This window comes from Noviherbaspirillum album, assembly GCF_035916955.1.
Lineage (GTDB): Bacteria > Pseudomonadota > Gammaproteobacteria > Burkholderiales > Burkholderiaceae_D > Noviherbaspirillum > Noviherbaspirillum album.
Genome location: NZ_JAWIIV010000001.1, coordinates 504,759 through 521,035, shown reverse-complemented (window position 1 = coordinate 521,035; position 16,277 = coordinate 504,759). Strand labels below are relative to the sequence as shown.

At 63.0% G+C, this 16,277-nt stretch carries 16 protein-coding genes; 5 read left to right on the top strand and 11 right to left on the bottom strand.

Going from position 1 to position 16,277, the window contains the following annotated elements:
* Positions 1-3: 3 nt before the first annotated feature.
* Entirely contained in the window at positions 4-909 is a 906-nt protein-coding gene (locus RY831_RS02320; RefSeq protein ID WP_326504716.1) for a carbohydrate ABC transporter permease, read from the top strand.
* Complete coding sequence (locus tag RY831_RS02315) at positions 906-1,742, top strand: carbohydrate ABC transporter permease (RefSeq protein WP_326504715.1); 837 nt, start codon at positions 906-908, stop codon at positions 1,740-1,742. The genes RY831_RS02320 and RY831_RS02315 overlap by 4 nt, the downstream gene beginning before the upstream one ends.
* An 83-nt stretch (positions 1,743-1,825) precedes the next feature.
* On the opposite strand, the gene RY831_RS02310 is transcribed toward RY831_RS02315, so the two are convergent.
* Positions 1,826-3,559 (bottom strand): methyl-accepting chemotaxis protein, encoded by a 1,734-nt coding sequence (locus RY831_RS02310; protein WP_326504714.1) that lies wholly within the window; start codon positions 3,557-3,559, stop codon positions 1,826-1,828.
* Positions 3,560-4,004: 445 nt separating this feature from the next.
* Between RY831_RS02310 and RY831_RS02305 the strand changes: the two genes are divergently transcribed.
* Positions 4,005-4,505 (top strand): GlcG/HbpS family heme-binding protein, encoded by a 501-nt coding sequence (locus RY831_RS02305; RefSeq protein WP_326504713.1) that lies wholly within the window; start codon positions 4,005-4,007, stop codon positions 4,503-4,505.
* 75 nt (positions 4,506-4,580) lie between these two features.
* On the opposite strand, the gene RY831_RS02300 is transcribed toward RY831_RS02305, so the two are convergent.
* From RY831_RS02300 to RY831_RS02280, 5 genes are all read right to left on the bottom strand, one after another.
* Positions 4,581-5,681 (bottom strand): porin, encoded by a 1,101-nt coding sequence (locus tag RY831_RS02300; protein ID WP_326504712.1) that lies wholly within the window; start codon positions 5,679-5,681, stop codon positions 4,581-4,583.
* A gap of 155 nt (positions 5,682-5,836) precedes the next feature.
* Positions 5,837-6,358 carry a 2-oxo-4-hydroxy-4-carboxy-5-ureidoimidazoline decarboxylase gene (uraD, locus tag RY831_RS02295; RefSeq protein ID WP_326504711.1) on the bottom strand — a complete coding sequence of 174 codons (522 nt, stop codon included), beginning with the start codon at positions 6,356-6,358 and terminating at the stop codon, positions 5,837-5,839.
* Positions 6,355-7,308: an allantoinase PuuE gene (puuE, locus tag RY831_RS02290; RefSeq protein WP_326504710.1), complete on the bottom strand. Its 954-nt coding sequence runs from the start codon at positions 7,306-7,308 to the stop codon at positions 6,355-6,357. Before puuE ends, uraD begins: the two co-directional genes overlap by 4 nt.
* 20 nt (positions 7,309-7,328) lie before the next feature.
* On the bottom strand, positions 7,329-8,819 hold the full coding sequence (locus RY831_RS02285) for a nucleobase:cation symporter-2 family protein (protein WP_326504815.1): 1,491 nt from the start codon (positions 8,817-8,819) through the stop codon (positions 7,329-7,331).
* Positions 8,820-8,969: 150 nt separating this feature from the next.
* Complete coding sequence (locus tag RY831_RS02280; RefSeq protein WP_326504709.1) at positions 8,970-9,719, bottom strand: GntR family transcriptional regulator; 750 nt, start codon at positions 9,717-9,719, stop codon at positions 8,970-8,972.
* Between the two features lie 269 nt (positions 9,720-9,988).
* Here RY831_RS02280 and uraH point away from each other — a divergent pair, with 269 nt between their 5' ends.
* Positions 9,989-10,342, top strand: a complete 354-nt coding sequence (gene uraH / locus RY831_RS02275; RefSeq protein ID WP_326504814.1) for a hydroxyisourate hydrolase — start codon at positions 9,989-9,991, stop codon at positions 10,340-10,342.
* Between the two features lie 41 nt (positions 10,343-10,383).
* A complete protein-coding gene (locus RY831_RS02270) occupies positions 10,384-11,616 on the top strand; it encodes a urate hydroxylase PuuD (protein ID WP_326504708.1) in 1,233 nt (410 codons plus the stop codon).
* Between the two features lie 174 nt (positions 11,617-11,790).
* On the opposite strand, the gene RY831_RS02265 is transcribed toward RY831_RS02270, so the two are convergent.
* The 5 genes from RY831_RS02265 to phnC are packed head-to-tail and all read right to left on the bottom strand — an operon-like array spanning position 11,791 to position 16,148.
* A complete protein-coding gene (locus RY831_RS02265) occupies positions 11,791-12,672 on the bottom strand; it encodes a LysR family transcriptional regulator (protein ID WP_326504707.1) in 882 nt (293 codons plus the stop codon).
* Positions 12,669-13,673 (bottom strand): phosphonate dehydrogenase, encoded by a 1,005-nt coding sequence (locus tag RY831_RS02260; RefSeq protein WP_326504706.1) that lies wholly within the window; start codon positions 13,671-13,673, stop codon positions 12,669-12,671. The genes RY831_RS02265 and RY831_RS02260 overlap by 4 nt, the downstream gene beginning before the upstream one ends.
* A 12-nt stretch (positions 13,674-13,685) precedes the next feature.
* A complete protein-coding gene (gene phnE, locus RY831_RS02255) occupies positions 13,686-14,483 on the bottom strand; it encodes a phosphonate ABC transporter, permease protein PhnE (RefSeq protein ID WP_326504705.1) in 798 nt (265 codons plus the stop codon).
* Between the two features lie 13 nt (positions 14,484-14,496).
* On the bottom strand, positions 14,497-15,348 hold the full coding sequence (gene phnD / locus RY831_RS02250) for a phosphate/phosphite/phosphonate ABC transporter substrate-binding protein (protein ID WP_326504704.1): 852 nt from the start codon (positions 15,346-15,348) through the stop codon (positions 14,497-14,499).
* A gap of 2 nt (positions 15,349-15,350) precedes the next feature.
* Positions 15,351-16,148, bottom strand: coding sequence for a phosphonate ABC transporter ATP-binding protein (gene phnC / locus RY831_RS02245; RefSeq protein WP_326504703.1), 798 nt, complete (start codon positions 16,146-16,148; stop codon positions 15,351-15,353).
* Positions 16,149-16,277: the final 129 nt, after the last annotated feature.

Below are 16,277 nucleotides of genomic sequence, written 5' to 3'. Positions count from 1 at the left end.
CGCATGCAAGCAAGATCCAATCATCCTCCCCGACCTGCCGCCGCCGCGCATGTCCCGGCGTCGCGGCCTGGCATCGCCGGCCTGATGCTGGCGCCGTTTCTCTTCGTGTTCATCCTGTTCTTTCTCGTCCCCGCGCTGCAGACCTTTTACATCAGCCTGACCGAGAGCAGCCTGACGCGCACAAGCGCCTTCATCGGCATGGCAAACTATGCGACTCTCGCGCGCGATCCGGCGTTCCTGGGTTCCCTGCGCCATACGCTTTACTTTGCCGCACTGACCGTCGTGCCGCTGGCCCTGCTAGGCTTGCTGATGGCGCTCCTGGTCGAGCATGCAGGCCGCGCCCGCGGCCTGCTGCAGGCGGCCTTCTTCCTGCCTTACGTGCTGCCGATCTCGGTGATGACACTGATTGCCGGCTGGGTGCTGCATCCGACCTTCGGTCTTCTCAACCGCATCGCCGGGACGGAGCGCGCCTGGCTGGCCGATCTCGACTGGGCCATGCCATCGGTGGCCGTCGCCACGCTGTGGTGGACGGTCGGTTTCAACATGCTGATCTTCCTGGCGGCCCTGCGCAACATTCCGGCGGAACTGTACGAAGCGGCCGCGCTCGACGGCGCCAGCCGCTTCCAGGCGTTTCGCGACATCACCTGGCCGTCACTGCGACCGACCTTCGCGATGGCCATGCTGCTGCAGCTGATCGCATCGTTCAAGATTTTTGGGCAGACGTATATCCTTACGTCCGGCGGACCGTTCAATACCACCCGCGTCACCCTCCACTACATGTACGAGACCGCATTCGTCCAGAGCGATGCGGGCTATGCGGCGGCGATTGCCATCTCATTCGTCGTCATCGTGGCCGCGCTGTCCCTGCTCCAGGCCGGCATTGCCAGGTGGGCCGGGGGAAAGGCATGATGGTGCGCAAGCCTTCGCTGGCCTGGGGCCTGGCCGCAATGGCCGCATCCGCCATCCTCGCGCTGTTGTGGAGCGCGCCGCTGCTGTGGGCGCTCAGCACCGCGCTGCGCCCCGAGCATGAAACGGTAGCGGCAAGCCTGCACTGGCTGCCTCAGACGTGGACAGGCGCCGCTTTTGCCAAGGTGATCTCGAGCGGCAGCCTGCCGCGCTGGCTGTTCAACAGCGCCCTTGTCGCCCTGCTGGCGACCGTGCTCACCATGGCCGTGAGCGTCTGCGCCGCCTATGCCTTTTCGCAGCTGCGGTTTCGCGGCAGGCGCCTGCTGTTCGCGATGGCGATGCTGGCCTTCATGCTGCCGTTCGAGGCGCTGATCGTTCCGCTGTTTCGCATGATGAACCAGCTGCGCCTGGTCGATACCTATGCCGGCATCATCCTTCCGCAGCTGGTGTCGCCGATGGCCATCTATGTCTTCAAGCAGTTCTTCGATGCGGTGCCGCCCGATTTCCGCGATGCCGCCGCAATCGACGGCGCATCTCATTGGCAGGTGCTCAGGCACATCTATCTTCCGGTGAGCGCCAATATCGTCTGGGCCATGTCGATCGTCACATTCATCGGCGCATGGAACAATTTCCTGTGGCCGTTCATCATCATCACTTCGTCCGAGATGATGACCATCCCGCTCGGGCTGACGCAAACGCAGGATGCATTCGGCGTGCGCTATGCGCAGGCGATGGCGGCCGCGCTGCTGGGCGGCATGCCGGTGGCGCTGGCGTACATCGTGTTCCAGCGCCGGGTGAGCGCCGGCATGCTTGCCGCAACCGGGCTCAAGGGATGAAAAAGGGCCAACCGCAAGGTTGGCCCTATCATGGCTGGTCTCTCGCCAAGGCTTGCGGGAAACCAGCGAACCCAGCTTAACGTTTAGAACTCTTCCCACTCTCCGCCGGCATGCACCGCAGGTGCTGCCTGCTTTCGGGGTGCCGGAGCGACCGCACGCCTGCTCTGCGACCGCACCGCAACATGACGAGCCGCCGGTGCGGGTGAAGATGCCGGTGCGATTGCAGGCGCTGCAACACTTGCCGTCCTGCCCGCTCCGGTCTCGACCTTGAATACGCTGACCAGCTGCGCCAGCCGCGCCGCCTGCTCGCGCATCGCATCCGAAGCGGCCGCGGCTTCTTCCACCAATGCCGCATTCTGCTGCGTGACTTCATCCATCTGCGAAACGGCCTGGTTGATCTGCTCGATACCCGCCGTCTGCTCCTGGCTGGCGGCGGTGATTTCACCGATGATGTCATTGACGCGGCGCACGCTGCCGACGATGTCCTGCATGGTGGTGCCCGCTTCACTGACGAGCGAGCTGCCCGCCTCCACCCGCTCCACCGAATTGGCGATCAGCCCCTTGATTTCCTTGGCGGCAGCCGCACTGCGCTGTGCAAGCGTGCGCACTTCGGTTGCAACCACCGCGAAGCCCCGGCCTTGCTCGCCGGCACGGGCAGCTTCGACCGCCGCGTTGAGCGCGAGAATGTTGGTCTGGAATGCGATGCCGTCGATCACGCCGATGATGTCGACGATCTTGCGCGAGGAGTCGGTGATCTCGCCCATCGTTGCGACCACTTGCTCGATGACTTCGCCGCCCTTGACCGCGATGCTGGAGGCGGACTCGGCAAGCGTGTTGGCCTGGCGCGCGTTGTCGGCGTTCTGCTTGACGGTGGAAGTCATTTCTTCCATGGAGGATGCAGTCTCTTCCAGCGTGCTGGCCTGCTGCTCGGTGCGTGACGACAGGTCGTGGCTGCCTGCCGCAACCTGCGAAGAAGCCGTCGCGATGGTTTCCGTGCCGGTGCGCACGTCGCTCACGATCGATGCGAGGCTGTCGCGCATCTGGCGCAAGCCGAACATCATGCTGCTGCGGTCGTCCGGCCGTGTATGGATGGCGACGGTGAGGTCGCCTGCGGCGATGCGGGCGGCCACCTCGGTGGCCTCTTCCGGTTCGCCGCCGAGCTGGCGGGTCAGCTTGCGCGTGATGAGAGCACCCAGAATGATGCCGGCGAGCGCGCTGCAAACGATAAGCATGATCATGAAATTGCGGCTGCTGACATAGACCGAGCCGGCTTCGTCCGCCGCAGCCTTGGCGCGCGCCTCCTTCTGCTCGGCCAGTTCGGTGAGCAGCTTGTCGAGCGCATTGGCATGCTGGCGGGTTTCCGCCAGGGCCGCCGTGAGCTCGGGACTGCGCTGCGCCAGCGCTTCCTGTTGCGCCAGCTTCAGGGAATTGGCGGTGGCCTGCGCATACTGCGCCGACACGCGATCGTACTCGGCAAACATTTCGCGCGCCTTTTCCGTAACGAACAGCGGCCGCGCCTTGTTGATATGTTCGCGCACTTCCTCACTGTACTTGCGAATGTTGTCGATGTTGGCGCGGCGCTCATCATCCGTGGTCGCGAGCAGCACATTGCCGCGAGCCCGCCCGATATAGATGAGATTGATGTTGGCTTCCTTGATATGGGAAAGACCCTGAAGCTCGGTTTCGTACATGTGCTCGGCAAGGGTATTGATGCGGCTCATGTTGAGTATGCCGATGACGGCCACGATCGTGCCCAGCGCGGCGATTGCCAGAAAGCCCGCCTGCAGGCGGGTGCCGAGTCGTAGTTTGTTGAACATATGTTGTTCCTTCGTTTCGTTCAGACCCTCTGGCCGGTTGAGAATGCAGGCATGGCGCGTGCAAAGTCACCGGCCAGGTTTCTGGTCGTTCAGACTCAGTGGATTGATTTGTAGTGCAGTAGCCCAGTTGCTGCCGTTCGCTGCGGGGTTGGGCGAAAGAGTTAGTCGCTGCAAACGGCTTACGCCTATTCTCAGAATTATGTTGCCGCATGTCAACTTATTGGGTGTGCGTTACGGCACCCAAGCCGACGTATATACAACACTTGGTGGCCTGCTTCCATTGTCTTGTTGTCGCTCCGGCATCGGCCGCAGTCCATTCCAAAGGCGGGACTACGTAAAGTTACTTATCGCCGCGCGGAGCTTTGCGGATTTTTCGCGAGCGGCGAATTGCTAATCTGCATGCACGGTCATCGCGACCGACAAGCAACCAACTCAAGGAGCTCAGATGCAATTCGCGCAATTCGCCACCAAGACCCTGTCCGCCACATTGATCGCATTGGCCATGTCGGCCGCGCATGCGCAGGTGCGCACGGAACGCAATATCAGCCTGGAACTGGCGAGCCAGATCGCCGCCGCCGGCGTCGCTGCATGCGCCGAGAAGGGTTATGCGGTGGCGGTCACCGTCGTCGACCGCGCGGGCACGGTGAAGGCGGTCCAGCGGGCCGACGCGGCCGGCCCGCACACGCTGGCATCGAGCCAGCAGAAAGCCTATACCTCCGCTTCGGCGAAGGCATCCACGTTGATGATGATGGAGAACGCGCAGAAGAATGCCGGCGCGGCCAACCTGGTGTATCTGCCGGGCTTCCTGCTGCTCGGCGGCGGCCTGCCGGTCAAGGCGGGCAATGACGTGATCGGCGGCATCGGCATCGGCGGCGCACCGGGCGGCCACCTTGACGATCAGTGCGCGCAGGCGGCGCTGGAGAAGGTCAAGGAACAGCTGAAGTAAATTCCGGATGCCCAACCCGGCCGCGCGTGCTCATCTCCGCGCGGCCGTTTTTCATGCAATCAGAACATCGAAATGTCAGAAGCGGTGGCGCACGCCGATGCCGAAGCTTCCTTCCCTGCTTGCACCGGTGATCCTGTCTGCCATGTAGACCGCGTACACATCGGTGCGCTTCGATAGCAGGTAGTCATATCCAACCGACAAGGTATCGCGCTTGAGATCGGGGCCGACCAGACTGCCTTCCCGCTTGGTCCGCGCATAGCTGGCCAGCACCGAACCCGGGCCGACCGGCGCGCTGATCCCGAGACTGACAGTCTTATCCTTCATGTCGGCGGCACCGGCGGTGTCGTCGTCATTGACCTGATAGGTGGCGAACAGCTTGGCGACATTGAAGTTGTAGCTGCCGCCGAGGAAGTATGCCTTCTGCTTGTCGATGGCGCGGTAATTGACCGGCGCGGCCGTCGCATCAATCAGCGCCGCGCCGCCGTTGGGATTGCTCACCTGCGCATTGTGATAGAACGCCGCCAGTCCGAGCGGTCCCTTCGCATACAGGACATTGACGCCGATATTGTTGGTGTCGCTGCTGCCCGCCGCTTCTCCGAACTGATAATGCACGTTGGCCCGCAAGCCGTTGAAGTCGGGCGTGGAATAAATAATCTGGTTGCTCCAGCCGCTGTCGGCCGCATTCGATGCGATCCAGCTGCGCGCGCCGAAGGCGCCGGAGGGGACATAGGCATGCACCACCAGCGGCGAGAAGGTAAACGAATCGCCGAAGGGATTGAACAGTACAGTCGGCAGGAAGCTGGGCGCAAGTCCACGGCCGAACTGTATCTTGCCGAAGCCCCCGGCGATGCCGACGTTGGCATCGCGCGAAAACAGATTGTCGCCGCCGAAACGGCCCGAGGCGCCGGTGTCGCCCTGGAAGAAGCCGTTGAGCGCGAACTCCGCGTGCAAGCCGCCGCCGAGATCTTCACTGCCTTTGAAGCCGAAATACGACGTGGTCATGCCGCCGCTGTTGACGACCGAACGGCGGCCGGCGTCGCCGCTGTATCTCAGCGAGCCGGCGAACAGGTCGACCGCGCCTTGCACGGTGACGCTGGTTTGGCTGGTTTGCGCATGCGCCGCCGCGGCCTGCAGGCAGGCGGCGGCGACCAGCATGGATATGGTCCTGGTTTTCATGGTGTCTCCTCCAAGGTTTATTGGTGATGTCGTAGCTGCGTCACGATGGCGCGAGCCTTGCCGCTCTCTCCTTCTGGCGGGAGAGAGACCGGATGGCTCGTTCTGGTTGAAGGCGCAATCGTGCAGGCACCCAGGCCTGCACGGCGTTCAGGCCATCAGGCCTGCACGCTGTCGGCAAGCCGGAAGCCGCCGATGCGGATGATCTGCTCGATGCATTCCTTCGCTTCGTCTTCGCGCCGGTTTTCCAGGCGGCGGGCGAAGTTGTCGAGAATGCTGTGGCGGTCGTGGCCCTTGACGGCGATGACGAAGGGAAAACCGAATTTCTCGTTGTAGCGCTGGTTCAGGTCCTGCATGCGAGCGAACTCTTCCGGGCTGCACTGGTCCAGTCCCGCGCCCTTCTGCTCGCGGGTCGATTCCTCGGTGAGTTCGCCGCGCACCGCCGCCTTGCCGGCCAGTTCCGGGTGGGCGCGGATGAGCGCGATGCGCTCCTCTTCGGCGGCGCTGCGCACCGCATCGGCCATCGCATCATGCAATTGCTGCACGCTGGCGAAGGGACGCTTCGCCGCCGCGCGTTCCGCCACCCACGGCGAGTGTTCGAAGATGGCGCCGAGCGTGCTGGTGAAATCTGCCACGCTCATCGCGTTCAGCGTGGCCAGGGAAGTGGTCTTGGTCGTCATTTTGCTTGTTTCGCTTGATAGGGATGAGTGTTGATCCAGTGGTTGGCAATGTCGATGCGGCGGCAGATCCAGACCTTGTCATGCGACTGCACATGGTCGAGGAAGCGCTGCAGCGCGCGGAAGCGGCCCGGCCTGCCCAGCAGCCGGCAATGCATGCCGATCGACAGCATTTTCGGCCGGTCCTGGCCTTGCGGGTCGCCCTCGGCATAGAGCACGTCGAAGCTGTCCTTCAAGTACTGGTAGAACTGCTCGCCGGTGTTGAAGCCCTGCGGCGTGGCGAAGCGCATGTCGTTGCTGTCGAGCGTGTACGGCACCACCAGGTGCGGTTTGACTTGCCCGGCCGAGGTCTGCACTTCGGTCCAGAACGGCAGGTCGTCGCCGTAATAGTCGGAGTCGTAGGCGAAGCCGCCCTGCTCCACCACCAGCCTGCGGGTATTGGGCGAATCGCGGCCGGTGTACCAGCCGAGCGGCGCGCTGCCGGTGAGTTCGCGCTGGATGTCGATGGCGATGCGCATGTGCTCGCGCTCGGCGGCTTCATCCATGTTCTGGTAATGAATCCAGCGCCAGCCGTGGCAGGCGATCTCGTGACCGAGATCGACGAAAGCCTGCGTGACCTCGCGATGGCGCTGCAGCGCCATCGCGACGCCGAACACGGTCAGCGGCAGCCCGCGCTGCTCGAACTCGCGCAGGATGCGCCAGACGCCGGCGCGCGATCCATACTCGTAGATGGACTCCATCGACATGTGCCGCGCCTCGTACGCGGCCGCGCCGACGATCTCCGACAGGAATTGCTCGGAAGCCTTGTCGCCGTGCAGCACGCTGTTTTCGGCCCCCTCTTCGTAATTGAGTACGAATTGCACGGCGATGCGGGCCTGGCCGGGCCAGCGTGCATGAGGCAGTTGCCGGCCGTAGCCGATGAGGTCGCGTGGATAACTGTTTGAGTTCTGCATGGCGATGAGTTGAAGGTGTGTTATTCGCTTCCGTGGGAATTGGCCTTGGCTGCCGCTTCGGCGTCTTCCTGGGATGCGATGCCGTTGAAGAAAATGTTGAGCAGCACCGCGACGATGGCCGCCAGCAGGATACCGCTGTGCAGCAGGGGCGACAGTGCCTTGGGCATATGCTGCGCATAACGCTCGGCCACCAGCGGCAGCATGCCGAAGCCGATCGAGATCGCAACGATGAACAGGTTGTGGCGGTTGGTCTTGTAGTCCACCGACGACAGGATGCGGATGCCGGTCGCGGCCACCATGCCGAACATCACCAGTCCTGCGCCGCCGAGCACGAACTGCGGCACCGCTTCGGCCGCCTGCGCGATCTTGGGGATCACGCCCATGATGATCAGGATCACGCCGGCCGCCACGCACACCCAGCGGCTCTTGACGCCGGTGACGCCGACCAGGCCGACGTTCTGCGAGAACGAGGTGTACGGAAAGGTATTGAAGATTCCGCCGATGATGGTGCCCAGGCCGTCGACGCGCAGGCCGCGGGTGATGTCGCCCTTGCTGATGCGCTTGCCGGTCAGTTCGCCGAGCGCGAGGAACATGCCGGTCGATTCGATCATCACCACCAGCATCACCAGCGTCATGGTCAGGATGGCGATCACGTCGAAGGTCGGCATGCCGAACTGGAAAGGCGTGACGATGGCGAAGGTTTTTGCCTCGGCGACTTTCTCGAAATCGACCTTGCCGAGGAAATAGGACAGCGTGGTACCGGCGACGATGCCGGTGAGCACGGCGATATTCGACAGGAAACCCTTGCCGTACTTGGCGACGAGCAGTATCACCACCAGCACGAACAGCGCGATGCCGAGATTGTCGAGCGCGGCATAGGCCGGATTGGGGATCATGGGCGCCGGGCCGGCCGGCAGCGCGGTGCCGGCTTCCTTGGCGGCGGCGACCATCTGCGCGAAGGCCGGGTCGGGAATGGTGGCCATGTTCGGCGTGCCGCCCATGGCCCAGTTGACGCCGACGCGCATGAGCGAAATGCCGATTACCGCGATGATGGTGCCGGTGACCACCGGCGGGAACAGCGTCAGCACGCGCCCGACGAAAGGCGCGATCAGCAGCGAGATCACGCCCGCGCCGATCACCGCGCCGAAGATGCCGGTAACGCCGAGGCTCGGGTCGGCGCCCATGGCCAGCATCGGGCTGACCGAGGCGAAGGTCACGCCCATCATGACCGGAAGACGGATGCCGAACAGCTTGCCCATGCCGAGCGACTGGATCAGCGTCACCACGCCGCAGCAGAACAGGTCGGCGCTGATCAGCGCCGCGACCTGCTCGGGCGCGAGCTTGAGCGCGCGGCCAATGATCAATGGCACCGCAATCGCGCCCGCGTACATGACCAGCACATGCTGCAGGCCGAGCATGGTGAGCTTGCCGGCCGGCAGGCGCTCGTCGACGGCGTTGGCGGCGGCGATGGCGTTGGCGGCATTGACAGCGTCGGCTTCGGGCGAATGCATGGACTGTGGGGATGCTGGCGCCGCCGGTGCGGCGGCTGTGTGTGTCGTGTTCATGTCGTCTCCAATTCTGGAATGGGGTGTGAGGTAGTTTTTTATTATGGGATGCTGTCTTCGCAGCTATGCCTGCCGTACCTGCGGTGGCCTGTTTCTCTACGCGTCGCCCTTGCCGAGCGCAGCGCGCAGATCGAAGCGCTTCTCCGGACGCTTGAGCATCCGGCATGCGCATTGTTCAAGGTGGTGCGCCATTTCATGCTGGGCGCCTTTTTCATCCTTCTTCTGCAGTGCGTCGACAACCAGCAGGTGTTCGTCGAACGAGCACGGCTGCTGGCCGGTCGTCTCGGCGTTGGATATGAGCAGCGTGGTGCGCGAGACCAACCGGCGCAGCATGTCGACCAGCAGCATGTTGCCGGTGAGCTTGGCCAATTCGATGTGGAAGTCGGCCGACAGCCTGATCCACAGCGGACGGTTGCCCTGCATGTAGGCGTCGCGCTCGCGCTCGATCATTCCGCGCAGCTTGTCGAAATCGGCCGCCGTGGCTTGCCGCGCCACTTTCTGCATCACCATCTGTTCCAGCGTCTGGCGCAGTTCGAACATGTCGTGCGCTTCCTGCTCCGAGGGGCTGGCGATATAGGCGCCGCGGTTGGGCTCCAGGTCTACCAGGCCGTCGGCGGCAAGCTTGCCTAGCACCTTGCGCACATTGTGGCGGGCCAGGTCGTAGATTTCGCCTAGCGTCTGTTCGGTCAGCTTGGTGCCGGCCGGCAGGCGATGCTCCATGATGGCGTCATAGATTTCGATATACATCCGCTCTTCCGGCGGCAGGCGTGCTTCTTGCTGTCGTTCAAACTCCCGCGGCTCTTGCCGTACGGCAGCGGCGGTCACCAGTTTGGGGCGTGCGGCCATGGATATTCTTCCAGTTCAAAAGGCAACATCGACCGGGGCTGCCCCGCTTGTCGGCGGCTTGTCGGACCCGGCCATCTGTCGTCGCGCAATAAATCGTTTCTTCGAATGTTGACGAGGATGCCAACGGCTCATAGAATTGTCAACAATTTGTTAGTCGTTTTGTTCAATCTCTTGAGCAGCTGCAGTCACCCATCGCGGCGGCACCTCATGCTCAGCGCCCCAGCCATTCCGGCTGCCGGCATTGTTTCCCATTTATTTCTGGAGTAATGATGAGTCGTCTGACTACGCACGTCCTGGATACCGCGCATGGAAAGCCAGGGCAAGGAATCGAGGTGGTTCTCTACAAGATTGTCGACAATCAGAGAACACATTTGCTATCCAAGACCACCAACGCCGATGGTCGCTGCGACGGCCCGCTGCTTGAAGGCGATGCTTTCCAGGCCGGCGTCTACGAACTGGATTTCCACATCGGCAACTACTTCACGCGCATGGGCGTGCAGCTGCCCCAACCCGCCTTTCTCGACGTGGTGACCCTGCGTTTCGGCGTGGCCGACGCTTCCCAGCACTATCATGTGCCACTGGTGGCCAGCCCCTGGAGCTATTCGACCTATCGCGGCAGCTGAGCCGCGCTGCAACACGCAAGCATTAAGAAGGAGACATACAAATGGAAGGTTATTTGCTCGACTGGGCCAACCTGTTGCTGCGCTGGCTGCACGTCATCGTCGCGATTGCCTGGATCGGTTCCTCGTTTTATTTCGTCTGGCTCGACAACAGCCTGAAACCGCCGACCGACAAAGCGTTGAAGGACCAGGGCGTGGGCGGCGAACTGTGGGCCGTGCACGGCGGCGGCTTCTACAATCCGCAAAAGTACCTCGGCGCGCCGCGCCACCTGCCGCAAGACCTGCACTGGTTCTACTGGGAGTCGTACAGCACCTGGCTGTCGGGTTTCGGCCTGTTCTCGGTGCTTTACCTGTTCAATCCCAAGGTCTTCCTGATCGACCCCAGCGTCGCCAACCTGACGCCCACCGTCGCGGTGCTGCTGGCCATCGGCTTCCTCGTGGTCGGCTGGCTGTTCTACGACCTCCTGTGCCGCATGTTGCAGAAGAACGAGAAGCTGCTGGCGGTGCTGGTGGTGGCCTTCGTCGTGGTCGCGTCCTATGCCGCCTGCAATCTGTTCTCGGGCCGCGCGGCGTTCCTGATCATCGGCGCGATGATCGCCACCATCATGAGCGCCAACGTGTTCTTCTGGATCATTCCGGGACAGCGCAAGGTGGTCGCGGCAATGAAGGCCGGCCAGCCGGTGGACCCGATCCACGGCCAGCGCGGCAAGCAGCGCAGCGTGCACAACACGTATTTCACGTTACCGGTGCTGTTCACGATGCTGTCGAACCACTACACCATGACCTACAGCCATCCGCACAACTGGCTGGTGCTGGTGATGATGATGGTGGCCGGCGTGCTGATCCGCCAGTTCTTCATCCTGCGCCACAAGGGCGTGGTCAACCCGGTCTATCCGATCGTTGCCGTGGCGATGCTGGCCGGCACCGCGGCCTGGATCGCGCCGAGCAAGCCGGCCGCGGCTCCCGCCACGGCACCGGCCACCGCGCCCGCCGGCAGCACGCCGGGCGCACCGGGTGAAGCCGCCGCCGCGGACATCACCCAGGTGCAGGCGCTGATGCAGAAGCACTGCATCCAGTGCCATGCTGCCGCGCCGACGATGATGCCGAGCGCGGCCAAGGGCCTGATGTTCGATACGCCTGACAAGACCAAGGCGCATGCCCAGGTGATCTATCAGCAGGTCGTGCTGCAAAAGGCCATGCCGCTGGGGAATATCACGAAGATGACCGACGAGGAACGCGCGGTCATCGGCAAGTGGTATGAGGGTGGCGCGAAGTGAGCATTATTGAGCTTGAATCGAACGTGAATCGAACGTGAATCGAACGTGATTCGAGCTTGAATAAAGCAAATCGGACTCATCCGGAATAGCCCCGGACCCGGCCAAAGCCGGGTCCGGGGCTTTTGATTTATTGGCTATTGGTTTATACCAATCCCAAGTCATTCCATGGCATGATCAGGAAGGAACGGCTTCGCCACGATGTTCCCGCAGGAAGCGCACGAAGCGCGACGGCATGTCTTCTTTCAAAGTGCTGGCTCTCCGGACCAGGTAGATGTTTTTCTCCAGCGGCGCAGCGGCAAGCGGAATCGCATGCAACGTGCCGGCCCGCTGTTCTTCCGCAACCGCGGAGGCCATCACGATCGATACTCCCAATCCCGCCCGTACGGCTCGCTTGACGGCCTCGGTGCTACCAAGTTGCATGCCGGCTCGAATATTGTTTGCGTGTTCTCCCAGGCATTGCTTCAGTATCGTTCCCGTTCCGGTTCCTGCTTCGCCGCCGAGCATCGGCTGGCTGGCGAGCATTTCGAGGGGAACCCTCTCAAGTCTTGACCATGGATGGCCCGGTGGCACGATCGCGACCAGCTTTTCCTGTTTCCAGCTTTGCGCGAGAAACCCGGGGCGATTGTCCCACCACTCCATCACCGCCACGTCTATCGCGAAGTTCTCGAGCTTGCTTGCGATCGCCAGGTTGTCGCTGACGACGAGATCGACCTCGAAGCCGAGATGCTCACGGCCCGCCTTCAGGAAGGAAGGCAAGAGATATACGCCAATGTTGGAGCTGGCCCCGACGACAATGCCCCTGCGCTTGAACAGCGCGAGTGCGCGCTCGGAAGTGCGCAGCAAGCTTTCCGCATAGGGCAGGAAGGCGCGTCCCTCCGGCGTCAGGATACTGCCGGTGCCGCCGCGTTCGATCAGGGTGGCGCCCAGGGTTTTCTCGAGTTTTTTCACCTGCTGCGTCACGGCGGGCTGCGACAGGCCGACCCGCAGGGCGGCGGCGCGAAAACTGCCCGATGACGCGACGGCGAGATAGCTCGCCACGCAACCGAGATCGATCATGCGACGACTGCGGCCGGATCGTTGATCGCACCGGATGGTCGTTGTCCGCCGAGTGCCTGCAGGATATTGCGTGCGGCTTCGCGCTCGATCTCGATCCGCACTTCCTTCACCGCCGATCCGAGATGCGGTGTAAACAGCGTCTGCCCGGTATTGTCGAGCAGGGCCTGCGGGATACCGGCGGGCCGATCGCTGCGCTGCCACTCCTCCATCTCGAACACGTCGGCTGCATAACCGCCGAGATGCCCGCTTGCCAGCGCGTCCGCGACCGCCTGTTCGTCGACCACCGAGCCGCGGCAGGCATTGATCAGGTAGCTGCCGCGCTTCATCTGTGCCAGCGTGCCGGCATGAATCAGATGCTGCGTTTCCTGCGTCATCGGCAGCATCGGCACGACGAAGTCGCTGGACGCCAGCAACTCTTCCAGCGTTGCACGGCGCGCACCCCACGCGCGTTCCAGGTCCGCGTCCAGCGGCCTCCTGTCGCAATAGACGAGCTGCATGTCGAACCCGGCCAGGCGCTTCACGATCGCACGGCCGACAGCGCCCATGCCGATGATGCCCAGCGTGCGTCCCGTCAGCCCGCAGCCGTAGAGTTCCGGCCGCCAGCCCTGGAAGCTGCCGGAGCGGATGCGGCGATCGCCCTGCAGCACGTGGCGCGTCAGTCCAAGCAGCAGGCCGATGGTCAGTTCGGCGGTAGGAATGGTCAGCAGGTCGGGAACGATGCTGAACCAGATGCCGCGCCGCGTGCAGCCATCGACATCGAAGTTGTCGTAGCCCTTGAGCGCAGCGCCGATGATGCGCAGCTTCGGGCAGGCATCGAGGAATGCGGCATCGATGCTGTCCGGCATGAAGGCCATCAGCGCGTCGGCGTCCTGCGCGCGGCGCAGCACCTCGGCACGCGGCAGCGTGTCGCGCGTCGTATTCGGGATGACCTGGGCAACGGTTTGCAGCAGGTCAATGATCTCGGGATGGACCCAATGGGTGATGACGACTTTCGGTTTCATATGCTGTGCTGTTTATTTGAATGAGCGGCGCAGATGGGCGCTGAAGGCATCGACCAGCGTCACCATCGCAAGGATGACGATCAGGATGGCCGACACGTCGGTGTATTGCATGATGCGCAGTGAACCCATCAGCTCGAAGCCGATGCCGCCGGCGCCGACCATGCCCATGACCGTGGACGCGCGGAAGTTGTATTCCCAGCGGTAGACGGCGGTATCGGCCATCTGCGGCATCACCTGCGGCAGGATGCCGTGGAAGATCACCTGCAGCGGGCTACAGCCGGCGGCGCGGGCGGCTTCCACCGGCGCGGGATCGGCATGCTCGATCGCTTCGGCGAAGAACTTGGCGATCATGCCCACCGAATGCAGTCCAAGCGCCAGCACACCGGGCAGCGCGCCGAAACCGACGGCGGCCACGAAGACGATGCCCATGATCAGCTCGGGGATCGAACGCAGTCCGTTCAGTATGCCGCGCGTGACGTGATACACCATCGCATTGGGGCTGGTGTTGCGCGCCGCCAGCACCGACAGCGGCAGCGACAGCAGTACCGCGACCGCGGTGCCGGCAATGCTCATGGCGAGCGTGTCGAGCAAGGGCTTGACCCAGTTTTCCGCCTGGCTGAAGTTGGGGGGGAACATCTCGCCGACCAGGCTGAACAGGCTGGGCACGCCTTCGCCGAGCCGCTCGGTATCGAACAGACCGACGTAGTACCAGCACACCAGCACGACGGCGAGCGCCAGCGCGAGGTTGCGCACTGTGCGATTCCATGCCTGCCGCTGCTGCGACAGGATGAGCTTGAATTCCGCTTGCATGGTTGCCTCCGCCCTAGAACCTGGACAGGTCCAGCTTCAACAGCGTGCCGAGGTCGCGCACCACGTCATAGTCCTTGTCGGCGATGGGGCCGAAGCCGTCGGCCTTGAAGGGCTTGAGCACCGCCGGATCGCTGATGCCGGTGAATACGGCGCGAATCTTTTCCTTCAGTTCCGGCTTCAGGTTGGAACGCATGGTCCACGGATACTGCGGGAAGGGTTTGGACTCGGCCAGCACCTTGACCTTGTTGCCGTCGATGATGCCGCGCTGGACCAGCGATTCGAAGATCGGCTTGCTCAGGCCGCCGGCCTGCGCATGGCCGTTCTGTACTGCGATGGCTACCGCGTCGTGTGCGCCGACGAAGTGCTCGCGGTAATTCTCGCCGGCCTTCAGCCCGCCTTGTGCGAGGATCGATTTCGGGATCAGGTGACTGGAGGTGGATGCCTTGTCGCCGTAGGCGACGTTCTTGTTCGCGATGTCGGCTATGTTGCCAATGCCGGCGCCGGTGTTAACCACCAGCACGGACTGGTAGGTGGTATCACCCTTCTGCTTGATGGCGGCGAACGCTTCAATATCGCTCTTCTGCTTCGCCAGCACGTAGGACAGCGGACCGAAATAAGCGAGATCAAGACGGCCATGACGCATGGCTTCGATCATCGACGAGTAATCGGTGGTGACGATCAGTTCGATCTTCTTGCCCAATTCCTTTTCGAGATGGATTTCCAGCGGACGGTTGTTCTTGATGACCGTCGATGCGTTTTCATCCGGCAGCAGCGCGACCTTGAGCGTGTCCGGATCAGGATTGGGAGCGGCGTGGCCAAGCAGGGCAACGGCGGCAAGCGCGAGGGCGGCGAACACTTTTTTCATGATCAGTCCTTGGCAATGGCGAGGTTTAACGGAAAGGAATGCGGGGCGTGCGTTTCAGGTGCGGCTTGATGTGGCCGGTTTTCATACAGGGCGGAGGTCCGTTCCGCCGTCAGCGCGTCCGGCGCCACGTCAAATACGACGCGGCCATGCGCCAGTCCGATGACGCGGTCGGCGTAACGCTTGGCAAGCTCAACCTGGTGCAGGCTGACGACGGCTGAAATGCCGTCTTCCTTGCACACGCGCTGCAGCAAGGCGAGCACCTTGTCGGCGGTGGCTGGATCCAGGCTGGCGACCGGTTCGTCGGCGAGCATCAGGCGCGGCTGCTGCGCCAGCGCGCGGGCGATGCCGACGCGCTGCTGCTGTCCACCGGAAAGCTGGTCGATACGCGCCAGCGCCTTGTGCAGCAGGCCGACGCGTTCAAGGCAGTGCAGTGCGATTTCCTGGTCGCGATGCGGGAGGGGAAACAGGCTGCGCAGGCTGGTGTAGTGGCCCACGCGTCCGGTGATCACGTTCTGCAGCGCGGTTCGGCGCGCGATCAGCTGATGCTGCTGGAACACCATACCGGTGTTGCGCCGATGCGCCCGGAGTGCCGCGCCGCTCCGGAGCGGTCCCAGGCCTTCGACCTCGATGCTGCCGGCGCCGGGCATTTGCATCAGGTTCAGGCAACGCAACAGGGTCGATTTTCCCGCGCCCGAGGCACCGAGCAGGACGGTGAACTGGCCTCGGTGGAAGGCCAGCGAAGTGGGTTGCAGGGCGATCGTGTCGCCGAACCTGACGGTTACGTCATTTAGTTTGATCATGGCATCTCCGGTTATTCGATTTCGTAATCGGGCAAGGCCTTCGATTACGAACCTGAATCACCGCGCCATGGTAGTTACTGCATGTGACGCGCCCGTGACAGTTCCGTTTGATTTTCGTGACATCGCTGC